This window comes from Thalassospira sp. MIT121401, from assembly GCF_047125595.1.
GTDB lineage: Bacteria > Pseudomonadota > Alphaproteobacteria > Rhodospirillales > Thalassospiraceae > Thalassospira > Thalassospira povalilytica.
Window position 1 is genome coordinate 3,819,564 of the sequence record NZ_CP138926.1, and the last position, 18,361, is coordinate 3,837,924.

An 18,361-nucleotide genomic window follows, 5' to 3' on the forward strand; every position below is an offset into this window, starting at 1 on the left:
ACTTACGTGCCTCCGATACCGCTTCCACCATGCGGCTCGATGACAATATCAACGCGTCGCGCCATCACAAAGCGCGCCTCTTCATCAAGCAGCTTCGGAAGCTGGTCGTACCTTGATGCCGCAAATCCGTAAATATTTATGTAATCTGTGTAGCCCGATCTTTTCAACTCGTTGGCGACTGCCCCGGCACGGGCCAGTGACAGTTCCCAGTTCGAGGCATATTGCCCCCGCCCGCTTAGCGGTCGCGGATCGGTATGGCCCTGCACACCAATGCGGTTGCCGATATTGCGCAAAACACCGCCAAGCACGAACAAGGCCTGTTTTGCCTTGGGGGTCATATCCGAACTGCCCGAAACAAAAAGAATGTCCCCAGGAAGGGAAATGACCAGTTTGTCGGCATCGCGCGACATGCGCGCATCGCCAAGTACCGGGTTGTCATCAATCGCGTCGTCAATCACCGCACTGAGATAATCAAGGTTCATCGCCGGTTTGCGATAAACACGCGGGATGTTCAGACTTGCCATCGGCTCGTCATTTTCTTCCTTGGGGGCGGGTTTGATGCTTTGCGACAGCGCATCAACAACCTCGTCCCAGCGGTCGATCTTGACCTTGGACATGGCAAACAGCATCACAAAGAATGTCAGCAGCAGCGAAATCAGATCCGCAAGGCTGAGCATCCAGACCGGTGGCCCGTTGGGTCCGGTATCCTTTTTGACTTCATCGCTCATCAGCCACCTCCTCCGGCCTGCGGTCCAAGCGGAATAGGCTGGTTCACGGCGGGCTGATTGTTACCCGGCAGCGGAATGGCCATTTTCGGCGGGATCATCATCTGGCCCGGTGTACCGCTTGGCGCACCGTTGCCTGCACCGTTTGACGAACCGTTGCCGTTGCCCGACCCGGCAGGCAGGTCCGAGCCATTGGCATTGGTGCGTTCAATCGGGGTTGGCGGCTCTTTCGGGCCGAAATTCCAGAAGAAACGGAATGTGACAATGAACGGGTCCGCCCCGGGATCAATGCCGACATAAAGATGATCTTCGGGCGCGCCGACATCAATCAGTTCGCGGGCAAACGATCCGGCCCGCGCGATCTGAAGATTGTTGTCGATTTCAATCACGCCCTTTGATTCGATCTGGCTGCCCATCACCATTTCCATCTCGTAGGAGGCATAGCCTTCGTCATCGGCCAGAACCGCGGCAAGCTGTTTCATAAAGCTTGCCTGACGTTCGCGGATCAGAATGGAATTGGGATCAAACAGCTGATCGACATGCATGATGATTTCCATCAGTTTGCCGGGCTGAATCACTTCAACCCGGACAACCTTGATGGCGGTCTCAAACAATTGACCAAGCTTTTCCTGCACATCCTCGGCGGCAACAACCGGACCTTCGATCGAGGTCACGGTTTGCAGGCTGGTGGTTGGTGGCAGGATGGCTGCAAAGGCAGAGGAAAGGCTTTCCTGCACTTCGCGGGTTTTGACCTCTTCAAAGGTCGAAATAGTATTGAGCAGAATAAAAAAGGCAAGCAGCAAAAGATAGAGAGCCAGAAACAGCGCCACCGCCCCGTTCGCAGGGGGGGATGGTGGTGTTGGTCCGTCGTCCTCTATCTCCGCCATGTCAACGCCACTTAATTGAACATCGCGTCGATGTCAGCCTGCGAAACGCCTTTGCCCTCAAGCTGCGGCCCGTTGAGCAATGCTTCTTCGCCTTCCGGTTCTTTTTTCTGCTTTGGGTTGGCGGCGGCATATTTGGCAATTTCGTCGCCAAATGCGGTCACCAGACCCTCAACCCGTTCTTCGATGGATTTCAGCGCCTTGATCACCTTGGTCGTGCGCTGACCGGTGATGTCCTGGAAGTTACAGGCTTCATAGACACGCATTGTCGCATCGGTAACGACTTTGGCCTGTTCGGGCGGCAAGGTCGTGGCGAATTCTTCCAGCGCATCCATGGCGTCAAGGATTTCATGCGTGGCGCCGGCCGTCGCATCCACGATGGCATCAAGCTCATCGGTGGCGTTCGGGATATATTCGGCCTTGATGTCATCGGGACGAAGCGATGCGATTTCGGACTTCATCTTGCGGATGATGCCCGACAATTCATCAAGTTCACCAAACAGACGTTTCTGATCGTCGGACGGCGCATCCCCCATAAAGCGAGACAGCTGATCCATCAAATCAGACAGTTGCTCGACCTTCAGATCGTCACCATCAAGGCGCGCACGGAGATCGTTAAGCAACTTCCGGAGTTCGTCCTTGGACGCTTTGGACATAGCGGTATCGCGGGACACAGGCCCCGCGCTCCTGATCAGAAATCGCCAATAACCGTTTTCATTTTGCCTTTCAACGTTTCAGCGTTGAACGGCTTCACGATGTAATTGGAGACACCGGCCTTTTTCGCCATAACGACGTTTTCGGTCTTGGCTTCGGCGGTAATCATGATGAAGGGCATATCCTTCAACTTGGCATCGGCACGGACTTCCTTCAACAGCTGAAGGCCAGTCATCGGCTCCATGTTCCAGTCGGAAATCACAAGACTGAACGGAGCTTCACGCAGCTTACGAAGCGCCATGCTACCATCGGTCGCTTCTTCAATATTCGTAAAGTTGAGCTGCCGCAGAAGGTTACGGATGATACGCAACATCGTTTTGTAATCATCCACAATCAGGATCGGCATATTCGGATCGACGGCCATTCACAACTCCATCAGCTATCTGATCTCCCACCCTTGCCGCATATTCCTACGAATACAGACAAGGCCCCTAATAATCGTGATGTACATATTTAATATTGGTTAATCAAGGTTTTTAACCAGAGATCAAATCATCTCATCACATTGACTATTCTCGAAATTTTGGCTGGTTCTTCACTTGAAACAGGCGAAGATCCACCCCAACGTCTTCTCGTTTGCCCTATTGCAATGGCAGCATATTGATATCTTGCTTATATGCCAGTTCGGCTGTCAATGCCCGCGCGCGTTCCGGCGTCATCTGCGACAAAACCGCCGCAGTATTGGCTTCTCGCATGCCAAGGGCAACCTGCAACAGGATATCCATATCCAGATCGTTCCAAATCCTGGCCGCGTCTTTGGGTTTCATCTTTTCATAGACGCTGATCAGTTTCTTGATCCGATCATCTTCCTGGGCTTCCTTGGTTTCGACCAGTCCTTCGATGGCCGTTTTCAAGGATTTCATTTCTTCGATCTTGGCATCGATCCGGGCTTCGGCGGCGGCAATCAGGCTTTCGCGTTCATCAAGACGCTGTTCCTTGCGGTCAAGCTCGCCACGACGCACCGACAGATTCTGAAGCAGATCAATCTCTTCCTGGGTGAACAGGGTCGGGTCACCGCCAAGGGTCGGCGCGATATCGTTCGGACCGCCTTCACCTTCAAGCGGGGTTCCTTCCATCGTCAGTCCGGCCGGATCATCCAGCCCCGGACCCGCAGCAGACACATCTGCCCCCTGGCCTTCCGGGGTTGCGCCCGGGGTCGGTGCCGGTGCCTGGGCCTGTGCCATCTGGACCATGCTGACACCAGCTGGCTGGGACTCAGAAGTTGTCGCAACTTCCCCGCCGCCGGAAAACAGGTTTACCACCCGCATTGACAACACCATCAGCCCAACCAGGACAACCAATGGCAAGATACGCACACCAGACATCTATTCACCTAAGCAATGCGGCACCTTGTGCCCATGCTCCTTCACGCTCGAACTATCTTTATTCTGTCAGAATGACCGATCACTCTTTAGATATAAAGAAATGTCATGATCTCAAGACCGGAACCGCAATCCCGGCCAAATTCCGTCTCCTATCGAACCGAACGCAATGCTGCGAGAAGCTCGCGCTCGGCCTCTGAACGACCGGCATCTTCGTCCTGATCATACAGATCAGACCCGCCATTGCCGTCGCCATAACTTCCCGAACCATTGCCACCCGATGCCGGACGCGATCCGTCATCACGATCGGTCATGGCATTGCCGCTGCGTTCAAATTCGCCAACCATGCGCGCAGCCAGTTCCTCGGCGCGCGTTTCAACACCGACACGATCACGATCATCAATCACATCAGGACGATCCGCACCACCGCCCATCATGCCCCCAAGCCCGGCACCGCCAGACTTGCCGGCACGCGCCCCATCAGATGCACCAGCCCCCGCACTGGCAGAAGCCGCCGCCCCCGAAACACCGGACCGGCGAACCGCGTTGGCGTCACTGGCGGCCTTTTCAAGACGGTTGGCAATGCTTTCGCCGCGATCGACCATGAAGCTCAGATCTTCGTTCAGACCGCTGGCCTTTTCGATATTTTCGCGCAGTTTTTCGCCAGACTGTTCCGCCATGTCCTTAAGGGCGGTGATCGAGCTTTCAGCCCGTTCATTGGCCGCGTTAAAGGCGGTCAGGAAATTCTGCATGTCTTCACGGCTGCGGCGGAATGCCGCGAGCTTGCGGTTCAAAATGATCGCATAGACGATCGTCACCACCAGCAGGACGATCATCAAAAGATCCAGGTAGAACGCGAAGTCCATCACTTGTCTTCCTCGGTTATGCGCGCACGATCACGCACCTGAATGGCGATACGATCACCTTTACGTCCCATCATGCCCTTGAACAGAGGGACATCGCCACACCGAACCTCAACCGGCGAGGTCGGACTGGTATTAAGAACCAGACGGTTGCCAACTTCAAGATTGAGCACATCCCCAAGTGACATCACCTGTTCGTCCAGCACTGCTAACAGGTTAACATGGGTTTGCCACAGTTCGTTTGCGAGGTGGTTTTCCCAAATTGAGTCACGGCCGAACTTTTCACCCATGAACATCTGAAGCAGAAGTTCACGAACCGGTTCGAGCGTTGCATACGGGATCAGCAGTTCAAGCCGCCCGCCACGGTCTTCCATGTCGATGCGCAACTTGGCCACGATGGCGGCGTTGGCATGACGGGCAATGGTGGCAAAACGCGGGTTGGTTTCAAGTCGTTCAAACCGGAAGGTCACCGGGCTTAGCGGATCGAACGCAGCCGAAAGGTCCCCAAGGACCACATGGATCATCCGTTCGACAAGGTTGCGTTCAATCGTGGTATAGGGACGGCCTTCAATACGCATTGCCGCCGTACCGCGACGCCCGCCCAGCAGCACGTCCACGATCGAATAGATCAGGGCCGAGTCAACCGTCAGAAGCCCGTAGTTGTCCCATTCTTCCGCCTTGAACACGCCAAGCATCGCAGGCAGCGGGATCGAGTTCAGATAATCACCGAAACGCAGCGACAGGATGTTATCCAGCGACACTTCGACGTTGTCGGATGTGAAGTTACGAAGCGATGTCGACATCATACGCACAAGGCGGTCAAAGACGACTTCGAGCATCGGCAGACGTTCATAGGCCACCATCGACGAGTTGATGATCGCCTGGATGCCCGATTGGTCACCCGCACCAGAGCCATCGTCAAAGCCAAGCAGGCTGTCGATTTCGTCCTGGTTCAGAACACGCGCAGAACCGCCGCCCATTTCGGCGGCCATGTCATCGCCGCCACCGTCGTCTTCATCGTCATCGCCGAGCATGGATTCCCATTCGGCGGCCATATCCTCGCCGCCGTCGTCTCCACCCTCGTCATCTCCACCCGCCATGGCTTCCCATTCAGCGGCGAGTGCATCATCATCTTCTTCATCAGCCATCAGCGATTGCTTCCTGATTTTGGCATTCGCGCCGGTACAGGCTTATTGTACCAGCATTTCCTTAAACAGAACGTCGTTAATTTTTGCAGGCTTAGCCGCCGCACTAACCCGGATCAGCAATTCTTCACGCAACCGGAACATGCCTTCGGAGCCAGACAGATCTTCGGGCCGCAATTCCCGAAGATAGACCTGAAAATTGTCAACAATGCGCGGCATCATCTGTTCGACCTGCGGCAGCATTGCCTGATCGGCAACTTCAAGGCTGACACGAATTTTCAGATAGCTTTGCTTGCCTGCGCCAGTATTGAGGTTGACCAGAATTTCCGGCAAATCCACAAAGCCGACATTCTCGGGAACGCCCGGTGCTTCTTCGATGGAATCTTCGGAAATCACTTCTTCGGTCTGCGCACCGTCACCGCCGGTCAGCATATCAATCACCGGCTGAAGCAGCCCGGTAAAATAGGCCGCAGCCGCACCACCGAGAAGCAGCAACACAAGCAGGATCACCACAACAAGCATCTTCTTGCTGCGGCCACCGCCACCTTCATCCATATCGATTTCGTCGACGTCGTCGCCCATAGCTTCGCAAATTCCTGCGCTTGAAGTTATGCCGTTATATCCAGCAAACACTGTGCCGGAATACCAGCCATAACGCTATCACGTTAAAAATCCGTTTCGTTTCCCATAGCTTAGACCATGAGTTGCATCACGGTTTGGCACCATGGTTTGGCCCCATGGTTCGGCTTTGTCATTTCGCCTGTCAAAACCGTCATCAGGTGAAATTTGCCGATCGGTCACTGCCATCGCCAAAGGGCCACGCATACCGACCAACAATTCCATGCCATCCCGCCCCGGCGCCCCGATGACCTGATGGCGACCACAGGACCATCAATCGACCACGATGCTGTGACGGACGATGCCATAATCACACACGCGTTCGGTCGCCCAACGCGACACCCGGCCCATCGAACCGCGCAGTCTTACCGCGCCATCTGGCCGCACCATCTGACCACTACCATCAATATGGGCATGCGTTCCTGCTGATTTGAGCGGGCCCGGATAAACAAAATACCGTTCCCGACCCCGTTCCTGCCCCTTTCCGGGCGACATCCGGGCGACATCGGAAAGAACTGCCGCGCGGCCACCCGGAAAACTTTGTCCCTGCTTGTCGTCCTGATCACGGCAGTTTCTGCCAGACATGGTGGAATCCACCCCGGCAACAAATGCCGAATTCAAATTTAATTGTTATTTTTCATACACTTAACAACTCTGGCACGGCTTTCGCATTTGAGTTGGGCAAATCACTGCCCCCAAATGGGATACTGACTATGGAAAACGTTTCATATATCGCGCTGTCTCGTCAGAAGACACTTCGCAGCATGATGAACAACATCTCGCAGAACCTGGCGAACATGAACACGACCGGGTACAAAGAAGAGCGCATGATGTTCACCGACTGGATTGCGAAAAACAAAGACGCTCCGTTCCGCGGCGAACGTGAAATTTCCCTTGTTCAGGACATTTCCCAATATCGCAATACAACGGTCGGCAATATTGAACATACCAACCGCCCGCTTGATGTCGCACTCAGCCAGCCGGACATGTTCTTTGCTGTCGAAACCCCGTCGGGCGTTCAATATACGCGCAACGGCAATTTCACGCTGGATCCGGGCGGGCAGCTGATCACCAATGACGGCTATCCTGTTCTGAGCGATGCCGGTCAGCCGCTTTTCTTCAATCAGGCGGATGGCCAGATTGAAATCAAGGGCGATGGCACCGTTTCGACCGATATCGGCCAGATCGGCAAATTGCAGGTCGTATCGGTTGATAACGTCCAGCGCATGGTGGTTACCGGAAACACCCTTTATCGCGCCCCCAGCCTGCAGGCTGGCGATGACCAGGAAGTCACCATCGAACAGGTCGACAATGCCGGCATTGTTCAGGGCGCACTTGAAAAATCAAACGTCAATCCGATCAGCGCCATGACGCAGATGATCGACGTATTGCGGACCTATCAGTCTGTTACCCGCTCTCTTGAAAGCGAGAACGAGCGCATGCGTAACATGATCAGCAAACTCGGGGATGTTCGCGCCTGATCCGGTCGCTGAACCCCTTTTTACGGAAATTAAGCGCACAAACAGCGCAAGCCAAGGAGAAGACAGATGCGGTCACTTGATATCGGTGCTTTGGGGATGCAGGCCCAGTCCACCAACGTGGACGTCACATCGCACAACATCGCCAACATGACCACCACCGGCTATAAACGCCAGCGCGCCGAATTCCAGGACTTGCTGTATCAGGACCTGCGCCGTGCCGGTTCGCCGTCATCTGATACCGGCACCATTGTGCCCACCGGCGTCCAGGTCGGTCTGGGTGTCAAGACCGCGGCAATCGGCCGCTATATGGGTCAGGGCACTTTGACCCTGACGGAAAACGAACTTGATATCGCCATTCAGGGCCGCGGATATCTTCAGATCGACCTGCCAAGTGGTGAAACCGCCTATACCCGTGACGGTACGCTGAAACTTGATGCCAATGGCGCGCTGGTCACCAAGGATGGCTATGCGGTTCAGCCCGGCATCACCGTGCCCAGCAACGCAACATCCGTGACCATCAACACCAACGGCGAAGTCTATGCCGAGATCGATGGTCAGGTCGCGCTTTCCAATCTGGGTCAGATCCAGCTTGCAACCTTTATCAACCCGGCCGGTCTTGATGCGCTGGGTGATAACCTTTTCCTTGAAACCGAGGCATCGGGTCAGGCCAATACCGGCGCACCGGGTGATGTCGGATATGGTACGGTCCAGCAGGGATATCTTGAATCATCGAACGTCAACGTGGTTCAGGAAATCACCAACCTGATCAAGGCACAGCGTGCCTATGAAATGAATTCCAAATCCATCTCCACGACCGACGAAATGATGAGCGCAGTCAGTAACCTGCGTTAATTTCGCGATATCGGTAATGCAGTTTGTGTGCGCAAGTCGCGGTCTGATCCATCGCGTACTTGCGCAAACTGTATTTACGCCACGTATACTGTTCCATGCTATAGTGGCCAGATCCAATGCCATCCGATGCAATGGCAACCGTTATGTTTGCAAGCCCCGGGTACGTTGCCCGGCAACGCCCCGAATACGCCACAAAACCGGGTTTTCAAACATAATGGCTGTCTGCAAAGCCGGTCGGATCAGCACGGGTTGACTGGTCGCAAGATCCCGAAAGATCATATCTTTTTTGCGGTTTTGCTTTTTAAGTCAGCGCAAACCTGATTGACTGTCACACGAAAACAAACAGGCCCTGACCCTAGGCGCATGAAAATAAAGAAAATAATCCTCTCGCTCGCGATTATGTCGCTTATTGTTCCGGTCGGGACGGCCTTTGCGCAATCCTCGAACGGTGGCAATTCGCGCAATAACAGCCAGCAACTCGAAGCCAACATCCTTCTGAAACCAGATGCGCTGGTCGAAGGACAGTATGTGACGCTGGGGGATTTGTTTACCGGCATTGATCCGCAACAGGCCGATATCGCCGTTGCCCATGCGCCGCAACCGGGCAAGCAGGTTGTTCTTGATTACCGCTGGCTCTATGGCATCGCCCAGCGCCACAACATCAACTGGCGTCCGCGCACCACCGCCGATCAGGTTCTGGTAACACGCGCAAGCCAGATCATCACCATTGATGAAATCCGCGATGCGGTTGAAATCGCCCTGGTTGACCATGGCATCCAGCGCCCGTTCACGGTTGACCTGTCGAGCGAGAATTTCCAGATCCATCTGCCGGTCGATGCGCTGAACAATGTTGATGTGACCGCACTTGAAGTCAATTCGCGCACCCAGCGTTTTGTCGCCAGCGTCACGGCGGCCGCACAAACCGCACAGCAACGCACATATCGCATCAGCGGCAAATATTACCCGCTGTCATCCGTGCCGGTTCTGGTCGAACCGGTTTCACGCGGCCAGATCATTCGCCCTGACCAGGTCGAATATCGTGATTTCCGATCCGAACGCGTTCCGTCCGGGGCGATCCGCGATATCAATGATGTGATCGGCAAGGAAGTTGTGCGGGCCGGCACACCGAACGAGCCGCTTTTGTTCCGCGATCTGACCAATCCGATCCTGGTGCGCCGCGGTGCATTGGTCACCATCCGGCTGGTGACGGCAAACATGTCACTGACCGCCCGCGGCAAGGCGCTTGAAAACGGGTCAAAAGGGGACGTGATCCGCGTGGTCAATCAATCAAGCAACAAAACCATCCAGGTCGAAGTTGTTGCCGAAAACGAAGTCCGCGCCCTGCCCGCCATGTCGCAATAGGGCGCACCTGCTCCGCACTCCCCGTACCGTCGTGTCCTGCCACGTTGTCCCTGCACCACCCGGCAAGCTTTTCCCAGATCAGGGCATGCGAACTGGCATGATCCTTGCGTAAATAGGCGCAGGAACCCAGGAGGACCTCATGCCTATTAAAACCACACAGAATTCTTGGCGGCGCCTTGCGCTTGTCACCGGCCTGATCGGCGCAACAGCGCTGCTTTCGGGCTGCAATGCGATGAAACGTCTTTCGGAAGTCGGCGAACCGCCGAAACTGTCCTCGATCGACAATCCGACCCAGTCGGAAAGCTATCGCCCGGTCAGCCTGCCGATGCCTGCACCGCAACTTGCCGAAAGCAACCCGAACTCGCTGTGGCGGGCCGGGGCACGGTCATTCTTCAAGGATCAGCGCGCCAATCAGGTTGGCGACATCCTGACCGTTGTTGTCGACATGTCTGACAGTGCGGCACTGGCCAACACCACAACCCGTTCGCGCACCAACAGCGAAGACCTGGCAGTGCCGAACCTGTTCGGACTTGAGTCCGAATTCACCAAAGTTCTGCCCGAGACAATTGATCCGAGCAACATGTTCAATATGGACAGCAACACGTCCAACCGTGGTACCGGGTCGCTTGACCGAACCGAAGCCATCGATCTTCGCGTTGCGGCCATCGTGATTCAGATCCTGCCCAACGGAAACTATGTCATCCACGGGCGTCAGGAAATCCGGGTAAACAGCGAAGTTCGTGAAGTCCAGATTGCCGGGGTCATCCGCGCTGCCGATATCAGTTCAGCCAACGAAGTCAATTATGACAAGATCGCCGAAGCCCGCATTTCATACGGCGGACGCGGCACCATTTCCGATGTCCAGCAGCCGCGCTATGGTAGCGAAGTGCTTGATATCATTCTGCCGTTCTAAGGCAGCGTCTATGACCCCTGTCTGATCCGCATTCCCGGGTTCCTGTCAGACAGGATATAAAAGACGACCACGACATCCAAAAAGACCGCCCTTTGCCGGCGGTCTTTTTTGTGTCCGGTTCAAAAACGGGAAAAGCCCGGCCAAAGGGCCGGGCTTTTGAATTTGGTTATCCCTAACCAGTAATCTCCCACAAGACCATGATGTTACATGGTAAGGGCCGACTTTGCGGCTCCTGATCTTTTGGTCACCCGGCGCGATCAGTCGTCGCGACGCGTGCGCTCCATCCGTTCGTGGCGTTCCTGGGCTTCAATGCTCAGGGTTGCAATTGGACGAGCTTCAAGTCTTTTCAAGCTGATCGGCTCGTCGGTTTCTTCACAGTAACCATATGACCCGTCTTCAATTCGACGCAAAGCAGCATCAATTTTTGAAATAAGCTTGCGCGCCCTGTCACGAGTGCGAAGCTCAAGCGCCCTGTCCGTTTCAGCCGACGCACGGTCGGTCAGGTCAGGTTCTTGCAGCCCGCCATCTTGCAGGTTCGCTAATGTTTCCGAAGATTCGTGCAGAAGTTCTGCCCGCCAGGTCAGAAGTTTCTGCCGGAAATATTCCCGCTGGCGCGGGTTCATGAACTCTTCGTCCTCAGCAGGACGATAGTCAGGTGGTAGTGTGATAGTCATGTATGCCCTCTATACAGGACTCATCGATCGCGCGGCAATATAGAGGGAGCCAGCGGGTGGTGCAAGCCGATTGAACAAATAAATCGTAAATTGCCACCAAACGGGCAGAAAACTGCGATTTTCAGCTGAAAAATACTGTAAATTAAACAGTCAGATCAGGCCTGAAACCTCAAGTTTTGCAAGTTCGACCCGTGCCCGCAGGTCAATCTCGTCGAGAACCGCGGAAAGTTCAGGATCATCAATCATTTCGCGCTGTTGATCCATCAGACCGACAAGTTGCTTGAGACGCGGACCAGAAAGCGCCCCGCTTAGCAAACCGTCCCGAACAGCTTCGAGCTGTTCCAGCAGACTTTTGGCACGCAGCACGGCGGCCTTACGCGGGGAGTCCAATGCATCCCCGCTTTGCTGAAGCGCAAGCAGGGCATCAAGGGCGCTGACACTGCCCGTACTGTGGACACCGACAGAACCACCGGCATCGCCCGACGAGTCAAGCGAACGCATGGTATCGGCAAAACCGCTGCCGCCAGATGACCCTGACGCCTTTTTGCGTGATGTTCCGCTCGTCCCGGTTGTTTTGGACCCGCTAACCTTCATGACCCGTATCCGTCTCGTTGTGGTAAGATCATATTCATTATCGCAAACAGGCACCCGGTTTCTGCCACATCGGCATTGCGCGCCCTGTTCGCCAGACTGAACATAACCGTTTACCGTTCAGTTCACTGGAAAAGTGGAGTCTCCCTCAATCGCGGGACGCGCGCAACGGGAAAAAAATGCCGGGTTGGGCGAAACAATCGCCCCGGCGCAGGCCCATATCTGCATATGGACATGTTTTGCCGCCATTTTCTGCGGGCTTGGTCCGATAGCGCGCGGAAAGCCTCACTTGGCATGATTTTCGCAGAACAGCTGACAAACGCGGTTCACATCTTCAATCGCACCATTTGCCGGATGCAGTTGCATCCCACGTCAAAGCGGAATTGAGAATATGATCACAGGTCTTGGCAAAACAGCACGCAAAGCGACAATGGTCGTCGCACTTGGCTTGTTCGCCGTCTTGCAGCTTGGCACTGCACCGGCACAGGCCCAGTCACGTATCAAGGATATCGCCGATTTCGAAGGCGTACGTGACAACATGCTGGTTGGTTACGGTCTTGTGGTTGGCCTGAACGGCACCGGTGATGATCTAGGCGATGCCGACTTCACCCGTCAGAGCCTTGTGGCCATGCTTGAACGTCTTGGCATCAATGTGCGCGATCAGATCGACGACCTTGATTCTGACAATATCGCTGCTGTTATGGTGACCTCGACCCTGCCGCCATTTTCCCGTCAGGGTTCGCGCATCGACGTCAATATCAGTGCAATCGGTACGGCTGAAAGCCTTCAGGGCGGTACACTTCTTGTGACCCCGATGGTGGGTGCGGATGGCGAAGTTTACGCCGTTGCCCAGGGCAATCTGGCGGTTGGCGGCTTTTCGGCCGGCGGAAATGCCGAAACGGTTGTCAAAGGTGTTCCGACCTCGGCCCGCATTGCCAATGGCGGGATTGTTGAACGCGAAATCGATTTCAACCTGAATTCCATGCAGGACATGTCTGTTGTCTTGCGCAACCCTGATTTTACCACTGCGCGCCGCGTATCGGATGCAATTAATGCCTATCTGGGCGAAGTTGCCGCCCGCCCGAGCGATCCGGGCACCGTGCGACTGAGCATCCCGGAACGCTATAATCAGAATGTGGTTTCGCTGCTGACCGATATCGAACAGCTGCGTGTTGAACCTGACCAGATTGCCCGCGTGGTGATTGACGAAAACACCGGCACCATTGTCATGGGCGAAAATGTCCGGATAAACCGCGTTGCCATTGCGCAGGGCAATCTGACCATCCGGGTCACCGAAACCCAGCAGGTTTCCCAGCCGTCGCCCTTCTCGCAGACCGGCACCACCCAGACAGTTGATCGCACCAATGTTGCGGTTGACGAAGGCGAAGACAACCAGCTTGGCATCATGGATGGCGGTGTCAGCCTTCAGGAACTGGTCAATGGTCTTAACAGCCTTGGCGTCGGGCCGCGCGACATGATCACCATCTTGCAGGCGATCAAGACGTCGGGCGCCCTTCAGGCTGAAATCGAGGTGATGTGATGATGACCGACGGCGCAACTGCCCTGATGGCCCAGGCCCAGGCCAGCGCACAATACGGCACCCAGAACAATATGGCCGCGCGGATGAATTCGCTTACGGATGGTCACATCAAGACCGAAGCCGAAGCCCGCAAAGCCGGTGAAGAATTTGAATCCATGTTCCTCGGCCAGATGCTGAGCCACATGTTTTCCGGGATCGAAACCAACGAAATGTTTGGTGGTGGTCACGGCGAAACGATGATGCGCTCCATGCTTGTTGATGAATATGCCAAAGAAATGACCCGCGCAGGTGGCATCGGAATTGCAGATGCTGTCACACGCGAGATCCTCAAAATCCAGGAGGGGTAAAAAATGACCACTCAAGAGTTGGTTACAGAACTGAAAAGCGTCACCTATGACCTCATGTCCCTGCTGGAACGTGAAACCACGGGGCTGCGGACGCTGTCACGCGGCGAATATGAGCAGTTCCTGTCGGAAAAATCTGCCCTGTCGATGCAGTATGAGCAACTGGTCGTGAAATTGCGCGGCCGCGGTGAAGAACTTCGTGCCATGCCCGAAGAAGACCGCGCTGAACTGCGTGAACTCCAGGCCGAGTTCCAGGAAGCCGCCCGTCGCAACATGACGGCACTCCAGGCAGCCAAGGCCACCAATGAACGTGTCGTTCAGGCCATTGTCCGCGCTGTAAATGACAAGGCCAAGGAAGACTGCACCACCTATAACCGGTCGGCGAAGACCAGCAAGGCATCGCTTGGCGGTTACGGGCGTACGTTGAACAAATCCGGCGGCGCATACAGCGTCAATGAAACGCTCTAAGTGTAAAGGCGCGTATCATGTCACTGACCCAGGCACTCAATACTGCGATTTCCGGCCTCAACACGGCCCAGGCACGCATTGCCATCACGTCTTCGAACATTTCGAACGTGAATACCGAAGGTTATTCCAAAAAGATTGCCGGGCAGGAAACCCTGACACTCGATGGCACGGGTGCCGGATCCCAGATCGCCGACATCTATCGCAACGTCAATGAAGGCCTTCTGCGCGAAGTTCGCGGTGAACTGGGCAAAGCCGGTCGCGAAGAAGCGCGCTACGAGTTTTTCCAGCGTGTCCAGACGCTGTTTGGCACGGTTCAGTCTGATGCAGCGATCAGTCAGCGCATCAACGATCTTGCCGATGCGTTTGAACAGCTTGGCGTCACCCCGGACCAGAATTCACCCCGGATCGAGGCCATCGAAAGCGCCATTCAGGTTGTTGAATCCTTCGAGAAGCTGTCAAGTCAGCTTCAGGATATGCGCGATGACATCGACGACCAGATCACGGACGAGGTCAATTCCGCCAACACACTGCTCAGCCAGATTGCAGATCTGAATACCGGCATCATCCGCCTCAAGAACCTTGGACAGCCGACCACCGAGCTTGAAGACCAGCGCGACCAGAAACTCAACGCGCTATCCAAGATCATTGATATCACCACCTTTAGCCGCAGCGACGGTTCGATGGTGATTTATTCGGCGGCAGGTGCAAATACCCTGCTTGATCGCACGCCGAACAAACTGACCTTTACCCAAACGGCCGGCTTCGAACCTGGAACCGGTGGTTCTGGTATCACCCTAAATGGTGAAGACATCACGGACACCCTGCGTACCGGTACGCTGAAGGGCCTGTTTGAAATGCGTGATTCTGAAATCCCGGCCATCAACGATCAGGTGAACGAACTTGCCGGCGAATTGCGTGATGCCCTGAATGAAGAGCATAACAAAGGCACCGCATTCCCGCCCCCAGCCAACCTTTCCGGTAACCGTATCGTCGCAGCCAGTGACCCGCTGACTGCGACCGGTGCGTTTCGTGTCGCGGCACTGGATGCCGACGGGCAGCTTGTCGCAAGTGACAGCTGGGCCGATATCGCATTGCCGACGACCCCGGCGACAGTTCAGGGCATTGTTGATGCCATCAACAACTCTGACGCAGGCAGCTATCTGACGGCGTCGCTGATTGACAACAAGCTTGTCATCGAAGGCACAGATGGCAACCGTGTTGCCATCAACGAAATGGACAGTCAGATCACCACCGGTGACGGTCGCAAACAGGGCATGTCGCACTATTTCGGCCTGAACGACTTTATCGCGACCGTCAAGCAATCGGACACCATTACGACGTCCGCACAACGCAGCTCGACCGACGCGCTGAATATTACGGCCAATTCCTTTACGATCTCGGCTGGGTCCGGCGTGCTGGTTGGCGGGGTCACCGTCAATTACACGGCAACAGATTCCCTTGAAGACATCCGTGACAATATCCGTACCGCCCTGCAGGGGGCGGGCATGACAGTCGCGGATTCAGAGTCTACGGCCTTTATCGTCGAGGATGGTGATCGCTATCGTCTTGTCATTGAATATAACGCCAACTTGACGGTTACCGATTCCGGTACCCTGTCAAGCAAGCTTGGCCTGACAGAGGATCAACCGAACCTTTCCGGGAATATGAGCGTTTCCTCGGCCATTCAGAACGACCCGTCACGAATTGTGCGCGGTCAGATGAATGCCGACACCTATGAAACCACGACCGCAGTGGTCAATCCGGACAATGCCATTCCCAACCTGGGTCCGCTGGTGCCGCCGCCCCTGAACTATACCCTTACGGTCAGTGGCGAGTTCACCGATGTCAACATCACCTATGACAGCACCTCATCGCTTCAGGATATCGCCGATGCGATCAATAACAGCGCGACCCTGACCGATAACAACATTACCGCCGAAGTCGTGTTTGACAGCCAGATCGGCGGCTACAAGCTTAGCGTCACCGATGCCGATGGCGATGCATTCTATTTCACCGACAGCGGCCTGCCGAATGCGGACGCCCTGACCACGGTGCTTGGACTTGGCATTCAGTTCGGTGTCCATGAAGGCGACAACAGCGCGGCCCTTTCGCTAAGCCACGCCTTTGAACGCACCGATATCGATTTCGAAGCAACCGACGGTCTGTCTGGTGAGCGCACGTCGCTGACCGATTATGCAGCCGGCATCGTTGCAACCGCTGCGACCAAGACCAAGGTGGCTGAAAGCTCCTATGAATTCCAGTCCGGACTGGTCACGGATCTGAGCACCCGCATCCAGAACGAAGCAGGCGTCAACCTTGATGAAGAGATGTCAGACCTCATCATCTTCCAGCGCGCCTATACAGCATCAGCCCAGGTGATCTCTACGGTTGATGAAATGTTTGATGCATTGCTCAATGCAGTTTAAACTGCGGCTTATAAAGTGAGGATATCATGGTATCTCGTGTCGCAACCTATACAAACCATACCTTGTTGTCGGATCTGGCCATCCGGAACGCGGCCAAGGTAACGGATTTGCAGAACCAGGCATCGAGCGGTTATAAATCGCGCGACTATGCCGGTATTGCCGACAGTGCGCAGCGCCTGCTCAATCTTGAGGGCGAATATACCCGTACCGAGCAGTATCTGCGCAACACGACACAGGCCAAGCTGCGTTTGCAAAGCATGGAAACAGCTGTTGACAGCATGCTGGAAATTGCAACCCAGATGAAGACGCTGCTTATTCAGGCAAGTTCGGCCCAGCAGGCCGACGACGTCAACATCATGGACGAGGCCGAACAGGCCTTGCAGCAGATCGCCAACCTGCTCAATACCAATCTTGACGGGCGCTATTTGTTTGCCGGTGGCCGTTCCGAAGACCCGGCTGTCGATATCGACAAGATCGGCGCGCCCGACAACTATATGAGCAACCTTGACGTTGCGCTGACCGGCACGACGACCCTTGCCGCACTTGGCGTTACCACCGGACAGCTTCAGATCGTCAGCACCGATGTTGACGGCAACAGTGTCACAACCAACGTCAACTATAACGCTGCGACCGATGACATTGACGATATTCTCGATGCCATCAACAGTGTCACGACCAATGGCGCGATTGCATCGCTGCGCGGTTTTGGCGGTGAAGGCAATCCGTTGCTCAATATCGAAAATGTCGGCAACGGGACAATCACGATCACCGAAAGCGGTGCGGGTGATTTCCTGACCAAACTGGGGATGGAAAAGATCCCGAACCCGCGTCCGGATGCCGATTATTATGATGGCGACAAGCAAATCCTCGAAGTGCGTGTCGATGAACAATACAACGTCTCTTACGGTATTCTGGCCGACAATCCTGCATTCCAGAAACTGATTCAGGGGCTTGGTATTGCAGCCGGCACCGAAGATCAGGATGCAATGACGGTTGCGATCGGCTTTATCAACGAAGCCATCAACGATCTGCCCAACGTTCAGGGCCAGATCGGGCTTGATATCGCCAATGTCGAACGGTTTGAAACACGCCATCAGGACTTCAAGGTTTTTGCTGCCCAGGCAATCAGTGACATTGAAACTGTTGACGTGCCGCTGACCCTTGCCGAACTGTCGCAGTATGAAACTGCCCTGCAGGCAAGCTTTATTGCCATTTCGCGGGCGTCAGATTTATCTTTGGCTAACTATTTGCGTTGATTATTCAACGGGTCAGACCTCATTAACATGAATGTGATGACAACCGCTATTTTCGAAAACATGCCACCGTTTCACGGCATCCGGGCAATCATTCCGGGTTCACGGATGGTGGCAAAGGTTTCGAAAAGTGCGGTTGTTCTTTGAAATGACGGGGAATTCGGGGGAACATTCAATTGCAAGTTT

20 protein-coding genes are annotated in these 18,361 nt (G+C 54.9%); 9 read left to right on the forward strand and 11 right to left on the reverse strand.

From position 1 onward, the window contains the following. Positions 1-2 precede the first annotated feature (2 nt). The 9 genes from SIB88_RS17655 to SIB88_RS17695 form a co-directional block, all read right to left on the reverse strand. Positions 3-728 carry a flagellar motor protein MotB gene (locus tag SIB88_RS17655; protein WP_068517457.1) on the reverse strand — a complete coding sequence of 242 codons (726 nt, stop codon included), beginning with the start codon at positions 726-728 and terminating at the stop codon, positions 3-5. Beyond that, positions 728-1,612: a flagellar motor protein MotB gene (locus SIB88_RS17660; protein WP_114113358.1), complete on the reverse strand. Its 885-nt coding sequence runs from the start codon at positions 1,610-1,612 to the stop codon at positions 728-730. Before SIB88_RS17660 ends, SIB88_RS17655 begins: the two co-directional genes overlap by 1 nt. A gap of 11 nt (positions 1,613-1,623) precedes the next feature. Then, a complete protein-coding gene (locus tag SIB88_RS17665) occupies positions 1,624-2,265 on the reverse strand; it encodes a protein phosphatase CheZ (RefSeq protein WP_068517456.1) in 642 nt (213 codons plus the stop codon). Positions 2,266-2,300: 35 nt separating this feature from the next. Next, on the reverse strand, positions 2,301-2,687 hold the full coding sequence (locus tag SIB88_RS17670; protein WP_008890394.1) for a response regulator: 387 nt from the start codon (positions 2,685-2,687) through the stop codon (positions 2,301-2,303). 217 nt (positions 2,688-2,904) lie between these two features. Continuing rightward, on the reverse strand, positions 2,905-3,648 hold the full coding sequence (locus tag SIB88_RS17675; RefSeq protein WP_068517455.1) for a MotE family protein: 744 nt from the start codon (positions 3,646-3,648) through the stop codon (positions 2,905-2,907). 149 nt (positions 3,649-3,797) lie between these two features. Next, positions 3,798-4,511: a DUF6468 domain-containing protein gene (locus SIB88_RS17680; RefSeq protein ID WP_412558702.1), complete on the reverse strand. Its 714-nt coding sequence runs from the start codon at positions 4,509-4,511 to the stop codon at positions 3,798-3,800. Continuing rightward, the gene (gene fliM / locus SIB88_RS17685; RefSeq protein ID WP_068517453.1) at positions 4,511-5,656 is read right to left on the reverse strand and encodes a flagellar motor switch protein FliM; all 1,146 of its coding nucleotides are present in this window, start codon (positions 5,654-5,656) and stop codon (positions 4,511-4,513) included. The genes SIB88_RS17680 and fliM overlap by 1 nt, the downstream gene beginning before the upstream one ends. A gap of 42 nt (positions 5,657-5,698) precedes the next feature. After that, entirely contained in the window at positions 5,699-6,235 is a 537-nt protein-coding gene (locus SIB88_RS17690; RefSeq protein WP_068517452.1) for a flagellar basal body-associated FliL family protein, read from the reverse strand. A 309-nt stretch (positions 6,236-6,544) separates the two neighbouring features. Continuing rightward, entirely contained in the window at positions 6,545-6,856 is a 312-nt protein-coding gene (locus SIB88_RS17695; RefSeq protein ID WP_412558704.1) for a hypothetical protein, read from the reverse strand. Between the two features lie 128 nt (positions 6,857-6,984). Between SIB88_RS17695 and flgF the strand changes: the two genes are divergently transcribed. The 4 genes from flgF to flgH all read left to right on the forward strand — a co-directional run bounded on the left by flgF (position 6,985) and on the right by flgH (position 10,879). Continuing rightward, entirely contained in the window at positions 6,985-7,752 is a 768-nt protein-coding gene (gene flgF / locus SIB88_RS17700; RefSeq protein WP_101247569.1) for a flagellar basal-body rod protein FlgF, read from the forward strand. Between the two features lie 66 nt (positions 7,753-7,818). Next, positions 7,819-8,604, forward strand: coding sequence for a flagellar basal-body rod protein FlgG (gene flgG, locus SIB88_RS17705; RefSeq protein WP_068517449.1), 786 nt, complete (start codon positions 7,819-7,821; stop codon positions 8,602-8,604). A 399-nt stretch (positions 8,605-9,003) separates the two neighbouring features. After that, positions 9,004-9,966, forward strand: a complete 963-nt coding sequence (flgA, locus tag SIB88_RS17710) for a flagellar basal body P-ring formation chaperone FlgA (RefSeq protein WP_068517447.1) — start codon at positions 9,004-9,006, stop codon at positions 9,964-9,966. A gap of 139 nt (positions 9,967-10,105) precedes the next feature. Beyond that, positions 10,106-10,879, forward strand: a complete 774-nt coding sequence (gene flgH, locus SIB88_RS17715) for a flagellar basal body L-ring protein FlgH (protein WP_412558705.1) — start codon at positions 10,106-10,108, stop codon at positions 10,877-10,879. Between the two features lie 257 nt (positions 10,880-11,136). Here flgH and dksA read toward each other — a convergent pair whose 3' ends face one another. Further along, on the reverse strand, positions 11,137-11,553 hold the full coding sequence (gene dksA, locus SIB88_RS17720) for an RNA polymerase-binding protein DksA (protein ID WP_008890403.1): 417 nt from the start codon (positions 11,551-11,553) through the stop codon (positions 11,137-11,139). A 150-nt stretch (positions 11,554-11,703) separates the two neighbouring features. Continuing rightward, positions 11,704-12,147, reverse strand: coding sequence for a flagellar assembly protein FliX (locus SIB88_RS17725; protein WP_412558706.1), 444 nt, complete (start codon positions 12,145-12,147; stop codon positions 11,704-11,706). A gap of 388 nt (positions 12,148-12,535) precedes the next feature. Here SIB88_RS17725 and SIB88_RS17730 point away from each other — a divergent pair, with 388 nt between their 5' ends. The 5 genes from SIB88_RS17730 to SIB88_RS17750 are packed head-to-tail and all read left to right on the forward strand — an operon-like array spanning position 12,536 to position 18,178. Beyond that, on the forward strand, positions 12,536-13,684 hold the full coding sequence (locus tag SIB88_RS17730; protein ID WP_101247570.1) for a flagellar basal body P-ring protein FlgI: 1,149 nt from the start codon (positions 12,536-12,538) through the stop codon (positions 13,682-13,684). Beyond that, positions 13,684-14,031 carry a rod-binding protein gene (locus SIB88_RS17735; RefSeq protein WP_101247571.1) on the forward strand — a complete coding sequence of 116 codons (348 nt, stop codon included), beginning with the start codon at positions 13,684-13,686 and terminating at the stop codon, positions 14,029-14,031. Before SIB88_RS17730 ends, SIB88_RS17735 begins: the two co-directional genes overlap by 1 nt. Before the next feature lie 3 nt (positions 14,032-14,034). Beyond that, positions 14,035-14,496, forward strand: coding sequence for a hypothetical protein (locus SIB88_RS17740; RefSeq protein WP_156480807.1), 462 nt, complete (start codon positions 14,035-14,037; stop codon positions 14,494-14,496). 17 nt (positions 14,497-14,513) lie between these two features. Continuing rightward, positions 14,514-16,922: a flagellar hook-associated protein FlgK gene (gene flgK, locus SIB88_RS17745; RefSeq protein WP_286887231.1), complete on the forward strand. Its 2,409-nt coding sequence runs from the start codon at positions 14,514-14,516 to the stop codon at positions 16,920-16,922. Between the two features lie 26 nt (positions 16,923-16,948). Next, positions 16,949-18,178 carry a flagellin gene (locus SIB88_RS17750; protein WP_068517441.1) on the forward strand — a complete coding sequence of 410 codons (1,230 nt, stop codon included), beginning with the start codon at positions 16,949-16,951 and terminating at the stop codon, positions 18,176-18,178. Positions 18,179-18,361: the final 183 nt, after the last annotated feature.